This window comes from Novipirellula rosea (genome assembly GCF_039541335.1).
GTDB classification, from domain to species: domain Bacteria; phylum Planctomycetota; class Planctomycetia; order Pirellulales; family Pirellulaceae; genus Novipirellula; species Novipirellula rosea.
In genome coordinates this window covers 1-15095 of the sequence record NZ_BAABGA010000068.1, presented here as the reverse complement: position 1 = coordinate 15095, position 15095 = coordinate 1, and the positions used below count along the sequence as shown (strand labels likewise).

The 15095-nt window shown below is 55.0% G+C and carries 13 protein-coding genes and 1 tRNA gene; 8 read left to right on the top strand and 6 right to left on the bottom strand.

Going from position 1 to position 15095, the window contains the following annotated elements:
* Window positions 1–34: 34 nt before the first annotated feature.
* Window positions 35–1669: an ABC transporter permease gene (locus tag ABD971_RS25130; protein WP_345326644.1), complete on the top strand. Its 1635-nt coding sequence runs from the start codon at window positions 35–37 to the stop codon at window positions 1667–1669.
* A gap of 55 nt (window positions 1670–1724) precedes the next feature.
* On the top strand, window positions 1725–2447 hold the full coding sequence (locus ABD971_RS25125; RefSeq protein ID WP_345326643.1) for an ABC transporter ATP-binding protein: 723 nt from the start codon (window positions 1725–1727) through the stop codon (window positions 2445–2447).
* Between the two features lie 47 nt (window positions 2448–2494).
* On the opposite strand, the gene ABD971_RS25120 is transcribed toward ABD971_RS25125, so the two are convergent.
* Window positions 2495–4153 carry a hypothetical protein gene (locus tag ABD971_RS25120; protein ID WP_345326642.1) on the bottom strand — a complete coding sequence of 553 codons (1659 nt, stop codon included), beginning with the start codon at window positions 4151–4153 and terminating at the stop codon, window positions 2495–2497.
* A 544-nt stretch (window positions 4154–4697) separates the two neighbouring features.
* Between ABD971_RS25120 and ABD971_RS25115 the strand changes: the two genes are divergently transcribed.
* Window positions 4698–6206 carry a sulfatase gene (locus tag ABD971_RS25115; protein WP_345326641.1) on the top strand — a complete coding sequence of 503 codons (1509 nt, stop codon included), beginning with the start codon at window positions 4698–4700 and terminating at the stop codon, window positions 6204–6206.
* 169 nt (window positions 6207–6375) lie between these two features.
* On the top strand, window positions 6376–7644 hold the full coding sequence (locus tag ABD971_RS25110) for a glycoside hydrolase family protein (protein WP_345326640.1): 1269 nt from the start codon (window positions 6376–6378) through the stop codon (window positions 7642–7644).
* Between the two features lie 539 nt (window positions 7645–8183).
* Here ABD971_RS25110 and ABD971_RS25105 read toward each other — a convergent pair.
* The 4 genes from ABD971_RS25105 to ABD971_RS25090 form a co-directional block, all read right to left on the bottom strand.
* Window positions 8184–8265 (bottom strand) — tRNA-Ser (locus tag ABD971_RS25105).
* Window positions 8266–8372: 107 nt separating this feature from the next.
* Window positions 8373–8792, bottom strand: coding sequence for a hypothetical protein (locus tag ABD971_RS25100; protein ID WP_339943236.1), 420 nt, complete (start codon window positions 8790–8792; stop codon window positions 8373–8375).
* Window positions 8793–8801: 9 nt separating this feature from the next.
* Window positions 8802–9152 (bottom strand): hypothetical protein, encoded by a 351-nt coding sequence (locus ABD971_RS25095; protein WP_339943238.1) that lies wholly within the window; start codon window positions 9150–9152, stop codon window positions 8802–8804.
* 241 nt (window positions 9153–9393) lie between these two features.
* Window positions 9394–9696, bottom strand: coding sequence for a P-II family nitrogen regulator (locus ABD971_RS25090; RefSeq protein WP_008707122.1), 303 nt, complete (start codon window positions 9694–9696; stop codon window positions 9394–9396).
* 389 nt (window positions 9697–10085) lie between these two features.
* Between ABD971_RS25090 and ABD971_RS25085 the strand changes: the two genes are divergently transcribed.
* Window positions 10086–12320 carry an NfeD family protein gene (locus ABD971_RS25085; RefSeq protein WP_339943243.1) on the top strand — a complete coding sequence of 745 codons (2235 nt, stop codon included), beginning with the start codon at window positions 10086–10088 and terminating at the stop codon, window positions 12318–12320.
* On the top strand, window positions 12320–12952 hold the full coding sequence (locus ABD971_RS25080; protein WP_345326639.1) for an NfeD family protein: 633 nt from the start codon (window positions 12320–12322) through the stop codon (window positions 12950–12952). The genes ABD971_RS25085 and ABD971_RS25080 overlap by 1 nt, the downstream gene beginning before the upstream one ends.
* Here ABD971_RS25080 and ABD971_RS25075 read toward each other — a convergent pair.
* On the bottom strand, window positions 12949–13071 hold the full coding sequence (locus tag ABD971_RS25075; RefSeq protein WP_345326638.1) for a hypothetical protein: 123 nt from the start codon (window positions 13069–13071) through the stop codon (window positions 12949–12951). The two genes, ABD971_RS25080 and ABD971_RS25075, sit on opposite strands and share 4 nt — an antisense overlap.
* Before the next feature lie 141 nt (window positions 13072–13212).
* Between ABD971_RS25075 and floA the strand changes: the two genes are divergently transcribed.
* Complete coding sequence (gene floA / locus ABD971_RS25070) at window positions 13213–14280, top strand: flotillin-like protein FloA (RefSeq protein WP_339943246.1); 1068 nt, start codon at window positions 13213–13215, stop codon at window positions 14278–14280.
* A gap of 233 nt (window positions 14281–14513) precedes the next feature.
* The gene (locus ABD971_RS25065; RefSeq protein ID WP_339943247.1) at window positions 14514–14984 is read left to right on the top strand and encodes a hypothetical protein; all 471 of its coding nucleotides are present in this window, start codon (window positions 14514–14516) and stop codon (window positions 14982–14984) included.
* The last annotated feature ends 111 nt before the right edge of the window (window positions 14985–15095 follow it).

Genomic DNA, 15095 nt, shown 5'->3' with positions numbered 1-15095 from the left:
GGGTGCCTGTATATTCCCCGCCGAAGGAACGGCTATGTATCGTTGGTTGCTCTGTTTTCGCTACTTGCGGACTCGCTATATCGCGTTAGCTTCGATCATCAGTGTCACGCTTGGCGTCGCCACATTGATCGTGGTCAATAGTGTGATGGCGGGATTTTCAGCTGAAATGCATGATCGGCTGCACGGACTGGCGTCCGACATCCTGATCGAATGCCACACCAGCGGCGGGATGCCCGATCCGGAGGGGCATTTGCGCGAGATCAAAAAGGTCTGTGGCGACAAGATCGCCGGCGCCTCGGTGAGCGTGCATGTCCCCAGCATGCTAGGGATCGATTTCAACGGGCAACAGATTGCCCGCCACGTCAATCTCGTCGGCCTCGACCCCGAAACCTACAACACCGTCAGCCAATTTGGGCAATTCCTGCTGCACCCGGACAACAAAACCGGTGTCAGCTTCGATCTTCGTGAAGACGGTTTTGCTCCCGACCGCGAAGGTTTCCCAGCGTCCGGATGGCGTTATCGTCGCGCCCGAGCTGCCTACGAGAAAGCGCTGCAGTTCGAACGAGACCGTATCGATGCTTTGAAAGCAAAACAAACTGAGGCGGCCACACCCCAGTTGGCCAGCAACAGCACGCCGGCAACCTCGCAGTCCACTGCGTCGTCCAGCACTGCGTCGTCCAGCACTGGGGCCGCTGCTGCTGATCACGCCGGACCGACGATGTCCCCCTTCTTTTCGCCCGAACTGCTCGAAGACAGCGGTGGCGAAGCGCCGAAGGTTTTCGATCCCAGCCAAAATCAATATCCCGGCATCATCCTGGGGATCTCGACCTGCAGCAGCAAAATGCGGGACGCCGACGATGTCGTTCGTGACCACTATTACTGTCGTCCCGGTGACGATGTTCGCATGATGTTTCCCAACGCCTCGGAAAACACCAAGGTCGTCAACCAAAAATTCACCGTCGTCGATTTGTACGAATCGGGCATGAGCGAATACGACAGCACGTTTGCGTTTTGTCGCCTCGATCAACTGCAGAATTTTCGTGGCATGATCGACCCGCAAACCGGCACCCGCAGCGTAACGACCATTCAATTAAAGCTCGTCGAAGGGGCGAGTCTGAATGAAGTGCGTGACGATCTTCGTCGCCGCTTCCCCGCAGACATGTTCGCCTACAACATCCAAACGTGGAAAGACATGCAGGGACCGCTGCTAGCCGCCGTGCGATTGGAAACAACGATCTTGAACATCCTGTTATTCTTGATCATCGCCGTCGCTGGATTCGGCATCTTGGCTACCTTCTTTATGATTGTGGTCGAGAAAACTCGAGACATCGGAACGCTGAAAGCACTCGGTGCATCGGGCAAAGGAGTGATGAGTATCTTCCTAAGCTACGGGCTGTTGTTGGGGTTTGTCGGCAGCGGTGCGGGGTTGGTCGGCGGATTGATCTTTGTCAGCAAGATCAATGAGATTGCCGCCGTGATTGAAAAGATCACCGGCCAAGAAGTCTTTGATCCGACGGTTTATTACTTCACCGAAATTCCCACGATCATCCATCCCTTCACGTTGTGCTGGGTGATGGCGGGTGCCGTCACGATCGCGGCCTTGGCCAGCGTTTTGCCGGCACTGCGAGCCGCCCGAATGCATCCCGTCAAAGCGTTACGCTTCGAATAAGAAAAAAAAGGTGTCCGACACCTTTTTTGACCCTCCCTCCTCAGAAGACTCCCTCATGAACGCTGAATTTGTGCTTCAAGCTAGCGGCATCTACAAGAGCTACCACAAAAACAAGATCGAAGTCCCCGTGCTTCGCGGCGTCGACGTCGACATCACGGCAGGCAAGATCAACGCGTTGGTGGGACGATCCGGCAGCGGTAAAAGCACGCTGATGCATCTGTTAGCAACCCTGGATCGCCCCGATGCCGGAGAGATCTACTTCCAAGGCAAGCGAATCGACAACGCCCCGCGAGCCGAACGTGATGCGTATCGCAACCATGACATTGGAATCATCTTTCAGTTCTATCATTTGTTGCCCGAGCTAACCGCGCTCGAAAATGTGTTGGCACCGATGATGATCAGCCAAAGTTTGTGGGGCTATTTCCGCAACCGGAAAGAAATTCGCACGCGTGCCGAAGAGATGCTCGATCGCGTGGGACTCGCACACCGGGCCACCCATCGTCCGGCCGAAATGAGCGGCGGCGAGATGCAACGTGCGGCGATTGCTCGAGCGTTGATGACCGATCCCTCGCTGTTACTGGCCGATGAGCCAACCGGGAATCTTGATACTGAAACGGGCGAATCGATCCTCAATTTGCTGGTGGAATTGAACCAGCACGACAATCTGACGATCGTGATGATCACGCACGATGACGCGATCGCAGAGAAAGCGGATGTGTGCTACCGCATGCAAGATGGTCTGTTAGAAACCAATCACGGCGTGCTGCAAGCCGCCTGAAGGGCCGACGACTAAGTCGGCGACGGCGACGGCATGGGATAGCCGATTTAGATTTCGCGAGCGTAGACGGGATTCCACTTGATTCGGAAACCAGCTTCGCTGGCGTTCAGCGAAGGAGGCGGAAGCAACTCTTCGTCTTCAGGATCGACCGCCGGATCGGAACTGGATTCCGCATCGCCGCTCGACTCATTACCGCTCGCATCGCCGCCGCTGGGCGAATTGGTTGGTGGCCCAATTTCAACGCTCTTTAAGCGAGTTTTGGGCTCGTCCATCTCGCTGTCCTCTTTTGCAGGCGACAGCACCGAATGTCCGCTAGATTCTTCGGTCGCCGGTCGACGCGCTTCGGTCGGTTGCGAATCCGATGGCGAGCTTACCGACGGAGTGCTGATGATCGGCGAACTGCTGATTGTGCTTGGCACCGAAAATGACGAATAGCCACTGACGATCGCGGGGCTAAACGGGTCGTAGTACGAAAGTGGAACACGCTGAACCACTTGTTTCGGCACCATTCGCGTTTCGGTATACGGCACATACTTTTGCACTGTCACGGGACGACGCACTTTGTGAGTGTAGGCTTCCTGTTCGTAGTACTGAACTTGCACCGGTTCACGACGAGTTTCATAAACCATGCGTGTCGATTGGACAGGCACCTTTCGCACTTGTTCTTCGGCAACCCAGCGTTGCTGCTCGACGGGGACTTTGCGAGTCGTGGTTTCCGTGATTGGACGCTGAACCACCACGGGGATCTTGCGAACTTCGGTCGTGGCGACCATTCGCGTGGTTTGCACGGGGACGTTTTGTGTCACCATTTCGGTCTGCATGCGTGTTGTTTGCACAGGCACTTTCTGGGTCATCACTTCGGTTTGCATGCGTTGCACCTGAACCGGCACCTGAACTTGTTGCACCTGAGGCATGTAGCTGGTTTGGGCAACTTGTTGCTGGATGTAGTTCGGACGATACGCCATTTGCGTTTGCACCGTCGGTGGCGTCATCATCGGCGTGACAGCATAGGCACCACGAACGCGAGCAAAAATGCCTAGCGGGCCGGGGGTCGCGTAAGCGTTTGGAATGTACTGCGTTCCATATTGCAACTGGCCTGGCGTGACGACTTGTTGGGCAACATAACCGCCGGCATCGACAGTTTGCGTTTGCATCGTCGTGACGGGGCGAAGCGTGGTGTACTGCTGAGTCTGGAGCTGAGTCTCGGTGACTGGTCGCTGAACCGTGTACTGTTGTTCGTAATACTGAGTTTCTGTAACTGGCCGCTGTACCGCGTACTGTTGTTGTTGGTAACTTGTTTCCACGACGGGCTTGTACGTGGTGTACTGTTCTTCCCGCTCGGACGTTTCGGTGACGTAGCGAGTTTGGGTTACGGTTTCATCGCGATACGAGGTCTCGACCACCGGCTTCCAAAGCGTGTAGCGTTCTTCACGATAATTGGTTTCGACAACCGGCTTGGCGACTTTGTATTCACGTTCTTCGGTCCGCGTTTTCAGTACCGGGCGATAGCTGGTGACCTCTTCTTCGACGTAGCTGGTTTCATAGGTCAGCCGCAGCCGCTCGACCCTTTCGGGTTGCATGACGGTTTCACATTGCAGCCGGTACTGCGGTTCAAAACAGCACGCATCCTGAGCTTCCACGTTCGCGCCCGACATGGTCGAAGTTGCCGCCAACAGGAGAGTCGTTGAGAAGAGTCGTCGTTTCATGATTATTTTCGTTCGAAGGACGAAGTCGCTGGATTGCTTCATAAGTGGCGTCACAATAGTACATTTTTTGTACCAATTGCGACCGCGGCGTGGTACTAGCACACCCCCGCAAACAATCGAGTGTTTGGGTTCCACCTTCAAGAGTAGGCAAGACTTGAGAAAAAAGTAGTCGAAACACCGAAAAAAACACACTTTTGCTTGTCGGCGTGACGGCTAAATTCGCCATTTCTCCTGGTCTGTTTATTTGACGCTACAACCGTTGCAAATTGGCAACGCACATTTCCCAAACCGCCAAAATCGTCAGAATCCCCCCAGGTCTCACGGCCCTGGAGCCGATTCGCAGTCATGGGACGGTCTCAGCAACCAGACAAAAGACAACATCCCAGTCCCGCCCCATCAGCGAACGGGCATGACATCGTTCGAGGATCTCAAGATCGACAACAGGTTGCTGTTCGTTCAGAATCCTGTCATTGCATGGAAGCATCTCCCAATACAATGACGCGTCTTTGAAACAGGTAACGAACTCGCAATGACCAGATATACCATGAGATTATTCAGTACGCTTTGCGTCATGGCCGGCGGACTTTTGTCGGCGTTATTCTTCTCCACAACGGCGATGGGCCAGTCGAAACCGAACATCGTTTTTATTCTTGTGGATGACCTCGGCAATGCAGATGTCGGTTTCAACGGCTCAACGTATTACGAAACGCCCAATATCGACTCGCTCGCTGGCAGCGGGTTGGTCATCGAAAACGCCTACATGTATCCGACCTGCTCGCCATCACGCACGGCGCTAGCGACCGGCAAGCAATCGTTTCGGACCGGGGTTTACACCGTTCCCGTTCTTGAAAAGGGTAACGATCAGCAGAACATCTTCTCTCGCTGGACCGTCGGTGAAGAACACACGATGTACAGCCAACCGCTGGCAGATGCAGGATACAAGTCGATTCATATTGGGAAATGGCACCTGGTTGGACCGTATCCAAAAGAAGAACTGGCGATGGAGTTTCCTTTAAAAGAAAAACTTCGACAGCCCGATCCGTGGGATTTTAGCTGGGTGTCGTACCACAAAGAATACTGTCAGAAATACTATCCCGAAGGCCGTGGGTATTTGAAAAACGTTGGCGGAACGTACCGCGGTGATCCAGCATTGGAGGTCGGCGGTTACCAGAGCAAGACCGGTGGTTACTTCGCTCCGTTCAGTAACCCATTCATCGAGCCCAAACCCGACGACCAGTGGCTGACCGATCGGCTGACCAACGAAGCGATTGAGTTCATCGATCAACACTCTGAAGGGCCGTTCTTCATCAATCTGCACTACTACACCGTGCATCGACCCATTCGCGGACGCAGCGAAAAACTCGTCGAGAAGTACCTCAAGAAGTCCGGTGACCCGATTACCGGTCAAGGAACCGGCAAAGGGAAACTGAAAAGGACGGAGGCGGAATACGCCACGATGATCGAATCGCTCGACGAAAATGTTGGCCGGTTGGTGAAGTTCCTCGACGAGAACGGTTTGCGCGATAACACGCTGATTGTGTTTACCTCGGATAACGGCCAGAACGTCGGTCGCAACGATCAATTGCGTGGCAAGAAAGGATACATCTACGAAGGTGGCATTCGTGTTCCTACGTTTGTGAACTGGCCTGGCAAAGTCGACGCCCGGCGAACATCTACCGCAGTGACCGGACTGGACTTGTTTCCGACGTTTATGGACGTGGCAGGGATTAAGTATGACGGCGTGCTCGACGGACAATCGATCACGGGGCTCTTCCAAGGTGAACCCGAGTCATTGCGGACGCGCCCGCTATTCTGGCATCTGGCCAGTTGCTACAAGCACGGCGCGTGTTCCGTCATCCGCAAGAACGACCTCAAATTAATTCAGTTTCTCGCTGACGGAAAACTGGAGATGTACGATCTGACGAACGATCCGCGTGAGCAGCGGAACCTCGCGGAAACGAATCCAGAGCAAACACAGTCGCTGCTCAAGGAGTTAGTCGATTGGCGAGAATCAAACGATGTTCCGCTGCCCCCAGGCTCGGTACTTCAATGATCTGCAGGACTACGTAGAACATTTGTCTCAAATGTTCTAGGGTGTCTATCATCTCTTCTCGTCGCGGTGGCCCGAAGACGACCCACGCGGACATTTCGGTTACTTTGATTCGATCATCGTTCATGCCGTTTCGGATCATCCGCTGGGCCCGTACAAGGTCAGGGACACCGTGGGATCAGGACACAACCCAGAGTTGTATCGAATCAAGACGGGCGAGTACATGATCTACTCGACCCACGGGCGGTTCTACAGTTCCAAAAGTCTTGACGGTCTCTGGAAGGCGGGAACCTACAACTTCGACAAACGCCAGCGTTACGCGTTTAAGAACTATGTCAATTTCTCGTTCGCGCCGCGCTCGGACGGGTCTTTCCTGGCTGTCTCGCGGCGGGGCTACATCTGGGCCAGCAAGAACGGAGGGGAAGATTGGAGCGAGGTCAGTTCCGAATCGGTGTATCCGAAGGTCGCTGGTATCTTCGAGGACCCGGTGATGTGGAAGGATGATGTCCAGTATCACATCATCGTTAACGACTGGAAGGGCCGCATCGCCTATTACTTGCGTTCGCTGGACGGCTTTCATTGGAAGACCGAACCGGGCGAGGCTTATGTCCCGGGCCTCGCACGCTATGAAGATGGCACGTCATCCGACTGGTACAAGTTTGAACGCATTCGCATGCTGCAAGATCAGTACGGTCGCCCGACGCAGGCTCATTTCGCCGTGATCGACAGCGATAAGCACTCCGACCTGCCGAACGACCAACACAATTCGAAGCACATTTGTATTCCGCTGACGGTTGCCCGCTTGATCGAAGTCCTTGACGCGGATCCGATCACGGAGAAAACAGACGAAATTCGCGTCAAGATCAACGCGGAGAAAGGGTTTGACCCACACACTGACATTGATCTGGATTCGTTGCGGTTCGGAGCGTCCGAAGAGGTCAATTACGGCCGTGGCTCAAAGCTCATTACAACAGAAGACGGTGGCGAGGATTTGATTGTGATCTTTGGCGGTGAAGACAGTGGGATAACCGCTGACAACTTCGCCGGCAAACTGCTCGGCAAAACGCGTGCGGGCAAACTGTTGTTCGGCTGGGCGCGGCTGCCAGGCAAGCACTCCAAAGTTCCACTGCTTTCCTCGCTCTCACCAGTTTTTGAATTCACCGGCGCCGGACTCGAAGCCTATGTCGAAGTGCAGAACTTCGGAGAGGTAGTTTCCAAGCGATCGACGGTCAAAGTGCTTGTCGGCAACGAGGGTGAATCGCGACTGCTGGCTACGAGATATGTCCGTGCACTAAAACCCTTCGAAAAGTCAATGGTCCGTTTGGTCTGTGATGAATCGCTTCGGAGAGGCAGCAAGCAGAATGTGACCGTACTGCTGGAAAGTGAAGGCCTGCCGACCGAGTCGTTCACCCGACAGGTCACCTTGCCCGGCAACGAATGAGCCGACGACGTTCGCCCAATGCCATTTACTTTGGTCCCAACCGAGTTGGTTTTTACAGCGGAGCGGCGTGAGCCGCCCGGTCGATTTCGAATCAAATGGGTCAGGTCTCTTTGATTCGTGAACCACGGTCCGCACCGGAGTGAAACGGCGATGCGATAGGCCACCGTAAGGTGGCCTTTTGGGTTGGCGGGCATCTGCGGCGACGGCCGTGTGTGCTCTTCGCCAATGTTCAATAGGATGCAAACGCTCTAGCTTTTTCGTCGCGCTTGCTAACTCGTGGCACCTGATACCCAGGACGAATTTGTGCTGCTGCCGGGGGCAGTATCCCCGGCTGTGTCGGGTTTTCACTGATGACGCGTTCGCGTGACCATTTGGCAGCACTCCTGCCGGTCCTATCGGAACATTGGGGTCCCTGACAGGCTTCTTATCGGAACATTTATCGGAACATCGCATTTTCGAGACAAAATTGACCGCCCGAAAAAAGACGCGAGTAGCAATAAAAAGAGCCACTTACCGGCTGGCGGCAAGTGGCTCTAAAGCGGAGGACACGGGACTCGAACCCGCAACCCGTTTCCGGGCAACTGATTTCGAATCAGCCTGCTAGCCATTCGCTTATCCTCCGGCTCTGCGATTTTGATCGCTAAGCGGTATATTCGCTTTGATCGCCGTCTGCGTCAAGTGTAGCTAATGCCGCTATTTCAATTCCTATCCAATTTTACCCAGTTGCCTCAACTGCGGTCCGAAACCACGATCCGGTCGATGCTCGACGCGGTGCGAATTCGCTGCAGTTGGTCGACGATTTTAGGTTCGGACATCAAAATTGACTCGATCTCTGCCGCTCGATTGTGGGGGGAAGAGACGGTCAAACTGTTTCCGCCTGTTTGCCCAGGATCACTGACAGCGACTTCGACCGGTGGGTTCACGCCGATCCCAGCGGCTTCGAGTCTCGAGCGGATCGCACCGGCGACCTGATCGATCATCGAACGCAATTTCGATTCGCTGACGGGCTCATTTTCCGCCGAGCCGCTCTGCAGCACTTCGTCGAACCCGACCGCCTTCGATACGCCGCTGGCCAGTTCGCCGACCATTTGGCTGGCGAAACTCGCCGCTTCGATCGCCATACGCGCCGTGGTAATAGGGGAACTCAATCGACTCTCTCAGTGTTTGTGTTCGGTGGTGAAGTGGAATTCTTTGAGCCATTTTTCCCACTTATGAGCGTCGTCGTGCGAATCAAGCTTCAATTCGTGCCATTCGGGACAGCGGTATTTGACGTCCAAATGCCCGTTGTGTTGATCGGTTTTCACTTCGCAACCGAGTTTTTTCAGCGTTTTGGCGATCGTGTCGGCTTTTTTCGTATCGTGGATGTGCTTCGCCTTCCAATCCTTCAATTGATAACGCACGACCTCGTTCGCGGGCGCCATCGTTGCCGCTGCGTGCTGCGGCGGTGCCGCCGAAACAACGGTGGGAAGCAATGTCAAAGCAACTCCGATCATCAACATTCGGAACATCTGCGATCCTGTGGAAAGGGGGGGATTGCGATCAGGCCAGTGAAAGGATTCAGCCGACCGCGCTAGCGAAAACGGTGGGGAGCGATTAGTAAAGAATCCGGGGGTGCCACGTCAAGGTAGTTTCGTGCGATTTGCAGCTGTCGGGGCTTGCGACTGTCACACCCTTCCCTCGGCCCAGGGGCACCTCGGCTCTGGGTCACATCGGCTTTGGCAAGCAAGGGCACACCGAGTGATCGGTTGGTCAGAGGTATTCGGAAACAGGCAATACCAGGATTTTTCCGTCGCCGATTCGGCCCGTCCGGGTCACCGAGACGATCTTTTGCAGGATTTCCTCGCAGCGAGAATCATCGACCCACAGTGTGATTTCCACTTTGGGGACAAACGCTTGGGAATATTCGGTCTCTTTGTATTCGTTCAGATAGCTCTTTTGGCGGCCGTAACCCTTCACTTCCATCACGCTGAGTGCTTCCAGCGGGGCACGACGCAGGCTCGCGAGCACTTGTTCGGCGAGATGGGGACGTACCGTGGTGATGATCTGTTTCATTCGAATGCCTGTGACCTTGCATCGCGTTTGACGACGTGTCTGCTTGCAAACGTCCATCCTATGCCGGATTTTTCGCAAGCGGTACCAGCAGATGTCTGGGAATTAGCGTAAAACCGACAATTCTTACGCGGGACTTTCCGAAATCAGCGAAGCCTCGGATTTCGTCCTTCCGACGTTGGTGGATTGGTTACCCGTTGGTTGGCTTTGGTCCTATAATTGACCTGAGAAGATTTTGCAGATTTTTAGCAGTGAAGATAGATTCGAGCGACGCGGCTAGCAAAGACGCTGCTATCAAAAACGTGGTGTTGAAACAAGCAGCTTTGGAAATTCTGGAAATCGCAGACCGATATCATCCTTGGGGTCTTTCGTCAATTTATGGAAAAGAAGCAATGAAAGATGCAACCAGATGGGGCGAGCCGATTTCCGCTCGCGTTGCCCTTGGGCGAGGCATCGTGCCTTTTCTGTTGGCGGGGGTGTTGGCTTTGGCAACGTCGTCGGTGCCAGCGGCCGATGCAAATGCGGACGCTCCTCAGTCCAAAGCGGACCGGGTCAAGGTGGGGTACGTGCTCGACATGCCCGCCACGTTGACGGCGGATGGCACCGCATCGATTCTGGCTCAGCTGAATCGGTTGGCAGAATCGTCGACCGATGAATCTCGTGTGACCGTCGTGATTCGCTATGCGGTTGGCGATGACAAGGATAGCCAAGCGTCGCTGGGCGAAACCGGATTCGAGGACGCGCTGCGATTAGCACGAGCGATGACGGGGCCCGATCTTCGCCGCGTGCGAGTGGTTTCATGGGTCCAGGGAACGGTCGAAGGTCATTTAGTGTTGCCGATTTTGGCATCGGACCTGCTGATCGTTTCGACGTCAGGCGTGATCGCCAACGCAACAAAAAACGAGACCAGTTCGGATGAAACGATCGAGGTCAGCTATCGATCGATCGCGGCCCGGCGAGGTTTGTTTCCGCCCGAGGTGGTCACTGCTTTAACCGATCCCGGAATCGCACTGGCTCGCGTGACCAAGGTCGACGGCAGTGAGGTGTTTGCTGCGGGCGAAGCGTTGAATCAATTGCGTGCCAGTGGCGAGATCACCAGCGAAACGATTTGGTCCACCGCCGAAAGTCCACTGCGTATCGATGCCAACCAACTGCGAACGGCACGCATCGCATCCGGCATTGTCAATCGCGACGACCAGGCCGCCGAGTTGCTCGATTTAGCTGCGATCAATCCGCTCGACGCCAAACAGACACTCGGGGATCCGGTCGGTGTGTTGATGGAAATGGTTGGCTCGATCAATTCGGGGCGGTCACGCCGATGGCAAAGTAATTTAACTGCGACGCTCGAGTCGGGCGAAATCAATACATGGGTGGTCTCGATCGATTCGCCCGGAGGAAGTTTAAGTCAAAGTGCGACCCTGGCTGCTTGGTTCGCTCAGCCAGATCCTCCGCTGCAGACCGTAGCCGGCTATGTGCAAGGGGAAGCTCGCGGTGACGCGGCGCTGATTGCGATAGCGTGTCGTCCGCTGTACATGAATCCCAACGCCAAACTTGGTGGTCCCGGGGCCGAGGCGATCGATGCAGCGATGGTGATTCGCAATGATGAGTTGATCGAGCAGATTGCACGCGCCACCAAGCGGCCGGCCGCATTGATCCGCGGATTGTTGGACCCGAATCTGGAGGTCTATCGCTACACGAATCGAAAGACGGGGCGGATTCGTTACGCCACCGAATCGGACTTGATCGAAGGTGCGGCCGACGTGGAAGCGGAACGCGATCGATGGCAACGAGGTGAACGGATCGAATTGGCTGCGGGTTTGACGTCCGCTCAAGCGATCGCGTTGGGATTAGCCGATGGCGAGTCATCGTCGGTTGATGATGTTTCGCGTCGCGTTGGGCTGAGCGGGACTCCGCCGCCGGTTACGGATCGCAAGATGGTGCGGTTCGTTGAAAAGCTTGGCCGTAGTCACGCATTGGCGTTTCTATTGTTATTCATCGGCTTTGCAGCGCTGTCGACCGAAGCGAATGCACCCGGTTTGGGAATTCCAGGGTTTATCGCCGTGGTCTGTTTCGCAATGTATTTTTGGATCAAATTTTTGGCCGGGACCGCCGAATGGCTCGAGCTGTTAGCGTTTTCACTCGGCTTGATCTGTATTGCGATCGAAGTGTTCGTGGTGCCGGGGTTTGGCGTGTTTGGGATTGGCGGGATCGGTTTGACCGTGCTTGGGATTGTGTTGATGAGCCAGACGTTTATCGTGCCGCGAAATGTTTATCAGTTGCAAGTGTTAACGCAAAGCATCTGGACGGCATTGTTTGCCGGGTTCGGATTGATCGGTGGCTTTATTGCGTTTCGAATGTTGATGCCACACGTGCCGCTGTTGGGCAGTTTGACGATGGAACCGCCTGATACCGCCGCGGTCAACGAAGCCGAAAAACTTGCCGATTACACTCATTTACAAGGCCAAGTGGGAACCGCTACCACCCCGCTACGTCCCGCGGGCAAGGCACGATTTGGTGACCAGATCGTACAGGTGGTCAGTGATGGGACTCCGATTGCATCGGGGGATCCGGTGCGAGTGTTCGAGATCCATGGAACGCGGATCGTGGTCGAGGCGGTAGAAAGTTAATGCCGCTCTACTACGCGTACGGCCTGCTTTTGCTGTTTTACATTCTGCTGGTTTTGGAGTTTATGATTCCGACGGGCGGATTGGTCGGGATCGCTGCGGTGGTGACGATCGTCTCGGCGTTGGCGGTGGCGTTTGCTCACAGCATGACCGCCGGTTTTACATTGTTGATCATCGTCGCAATCACGACACCGTTGATCTTCGTTGCCGTAATCCGCGTCTGGCCGCACACCCCAATTGGCCGCCGAATTTTGAATCGGCGACCCGGGGAAACGAACGAAGGACGCGCCAAGCGGACGCTCGCTAACGGCACTCCGCTGGACGATTTGGTGGGGCACATCGGGATTGCAAAAACCCATCTGCTGCCCAGCGGTTTGGTCAAGGTGGACGACGTGCGATTGGATGCGGTTAGTTTAGGAATGCCGATCGACGCGGGACAATCGATCATTGTGACTAAGGTGGAAGCGGGAAAGATTTACGTTCGTCCGATCAGCGAAGCCGAGCGTGTGGCGGCCGAGCAAGCTAAGGCGGTATCGCCAGAAACATCGGAGCCGCCTGTGTCACCACCGTCGCTCGAAAACCCGCCTGAATCGTTCGATTTTGATACGCTGGATCTTGATTCGAGCCCGAATTAAACCGGCATGTTTAGCCGTTCGATACCGGCTGGAATTGTGGGATAGGCTTCCAGCATGTCATTGGCGACTAATCCTGCATTGGTAGAGCGTGTTTGTCGGCCATGGTAAGGGGTTGCCATAGTTGACATTGGCCTCGCGGAGCGGGACATTAGGGGGCAGAGATGCCTCCTTGACCGATTCGCTTTGACACCGCAAGTGTTTTAGCCTGAGTTTGCCTCCCCGTTGGACTTGAGCTCGCCTCCCCTTTGGAATTGCACCCGATGTTAAAACTTGCCCTCCTTGCTCAAGAGTTGCCTGACGCGACGGTGCCGATTTTGATCGGTGCGCTGGTTCTGTTCGCGGGGATGATGGTGTTGTTGTTTGTGTTCGCAAGCTATTTCGGTTTGTGGATTCAATCGCAACTGACCGGTGCAAACATCTCTATCTTCAACCTGTTGGGGATGACGTTCCGAAAGGTCAATGCCCGCAGCATCGTACGCAGCAAGATTATGGCGACTCAGGCAGGACTCGAAGATCCTGAGATCACCGGCGAGGCGCTCGAAGCTCACTACCTGGCCGGTGGTAATGTCCAGCAGGTCATCCGAGCTCTGATCGCGGCAAAGAAGGCAAAGACGATCTCGCTGACCTTTCGCGAAGCCACGGCGATCGATTTGGCTGGCCGTGATGTTCTGGAATCGGTGCAAACCAGTGTTTATCCGAAGGTCATCGATTGCCCGCCGCGTGGATCGGTCAAACCGTCGCTCGATGCGGTCGCTAAAGACGGCATCCAGTTGAAAGTAAAAGCTCGCGTGACCGTGCGTGCAAACCTGCAGCAATTGATCGGCGGTGCAACCGAAGAAACCATCATCGCTCGCGTCGGAGAAGGGATCGTCAGTGCGATCGGTAGTGCGACCAATCACAAGGCGGTGCTCGAGAATCCTGACGTGATCAGTAAAGCGGTACTCGCCAAACGACTCGATTCGCAAACCGCGTTCGAAATCGTTTCGATTGACATCGCCGATATCGATGTCGGTGCCAACATCGGAGCTCGATTGCAAGCGGATCAAGCCGAAGCCGACACGCAAGTCGCGCGAGCCCGTGCCGAAGGTAAACGAGCATCTGCGGTCGCTGAAGAACAAGAGATGCAGGCCAAAATCGAAGAGAGCCGCGCATCGTTGGTCTTGGCTCAAGCCTCGGTGCCCGAAGCGATGGCCGAAGCGTTCCGCAGTGGTAACCTGCACATCCTCGATTACTACAAACTGCAGAACGTCAGTGCGGATACCGAAATGCGGAAGACGATTGCGGGAACAGGCCGTCACGTGGTCGAAACGAATTATGGTAAAGACTAGTGTTTCGTCACAGCTTGATTTTAGGGTAGCGAAACTCGTCAAGAGTTTCGGATCCTGTGGCAAACAAAACGAAAGTCTTGACGACTACTGCTACAACTAACCCCCATTTTTCAGCACTGACACGTCACCAGGGATGGTAGAATTGCTGAGTAAGCAGATGTTCCATTGGGGTTGCCCGCTCGTGCAAACGAGGACGTGGCGACACTGAGTAAATCAAAACCGAAGAAACTATCATGGCTGGTGATCTCGAAGACTTTCTGCGTCGTGCTGCCCAGCGTCGTCAAGCGAACGCGGGCAACCAAAATCCACCGCCAGCAGCCCGTCCTGCCGCAGCTCAACCCGCGGTCCCCGAGCAGCGTAAGCGGCCTCAGTACAGCAACCATCGCACCGAGCGAATGATACGCGAGGTGGAAGAGGAAATTTTTGTTGCCGAAGTGGTCGAGGACGAACCGAGTCCTTGGCAAGAGCGGCAGCGGAAGATCGAAGAAGCGAAACGAGCGGCGGCAGAAGCGGAATCGGTCGCCGCCAAAGCGATGGCCAAAGTGAAAAAGAGTGGCACTCACGCGACCCCTCAATTTGCTCCGGGGCCGCAAATGACCGGCAATGTCGCGGCCGATTTGCTGCGATTGTTGCAAAGCCCCGAAGGGATCCAGCAAGCCGTCCTGCTCCGCGAGATTCTCGATCGCCCCATCGATCGCTGGTAAGCTGACGCTTTTTGATGTTGCGCGTTTAGACGTTCTTCGGGCCAAAGGCTGGACTGATGAAAAAGGTGCTGTTTTGGAGACCTGGGCAAAGTTGGAATTGAAAAACTGCTA

Bases quoted from the DNA above. Each gene is read 5' to 3' on its own strand.
- ABD971_RS25125 (WP_345326643.1), top strand. From the start codon at position 1,725: ATGAACGCTGAATTTGTGCTTCAAGCTAGCGGCATCTACAAGAGCTAC.
- ABD971_RS25120 (WP_345326642.1), bottom strand. From the start codon at position 4,153: ATGAAACGACGACTCTTCTCAACGACTCTCCTGTTGGCGGCAACTTCG.
- floA (WP_339943246.1), top strand. From the start codon at position 13,213: ATGTTAAAACTTGCCCTCCTTGCTCAAGAGTTGCCTGACGCGACGGTG.
- ABD971_RS25095 (WP_339943238.1), bottom strand. From the start codon at position 9,152: ATGTTCCGAATGTTGATGATCGGAGTTGCTTTGACATTGCTTCCCACC.
- ABD971_RS25075 (WP_345326638.1), bottom strand. From the start codon at position 13,071: ATGGCAACCCCTTACCATGGCCGACAAACACGCTCTACCAATGCAGGA.
- ABD971_RS25080 (WP_345326639.1), top strand. From the start codon at position 12,320: ATGCCGCTCTACTACGCGTACGGCCTGCTTTTGCTGTTTTACATTCTG.
- ABD971_RS25065 (WP_339943247.1), top strand. From the start codon at position 14,514: ATGGCTGGTGATCTCGAAGACTTTCTGCGTCGTGCTGCCCAGCGTCGT.
- ABD971_RS25085 (WP_339943243.1), top strand. From the start codon at position 10,086: ATGAAAGATGCAACCAGATGGGGCGAGCCGATTTCCGCTCGCGTTGCC.
- ABD971_RS25130 (WP_345326644.1), top strand. From the start codon at position 35: ATGTATCGTTGGTTGCTCTGTTTTCGCTACTTGCGGACTCGCTATATC.
- ABD971_RS25115 (WP_345326641.1), top strand. From the start codon at position 4,698: ATGAGATTATTCAGTACGCTTTGCGTCATGGCCGGCGGACTTTTGTCG.
- ABD971_RS25090 (WP_008707122.1), bottom strand. From the start codon at position 9,696: ATGAAACAGATCATCACCACGGTACGTCCCCATCTCGCCGAACAAGTG.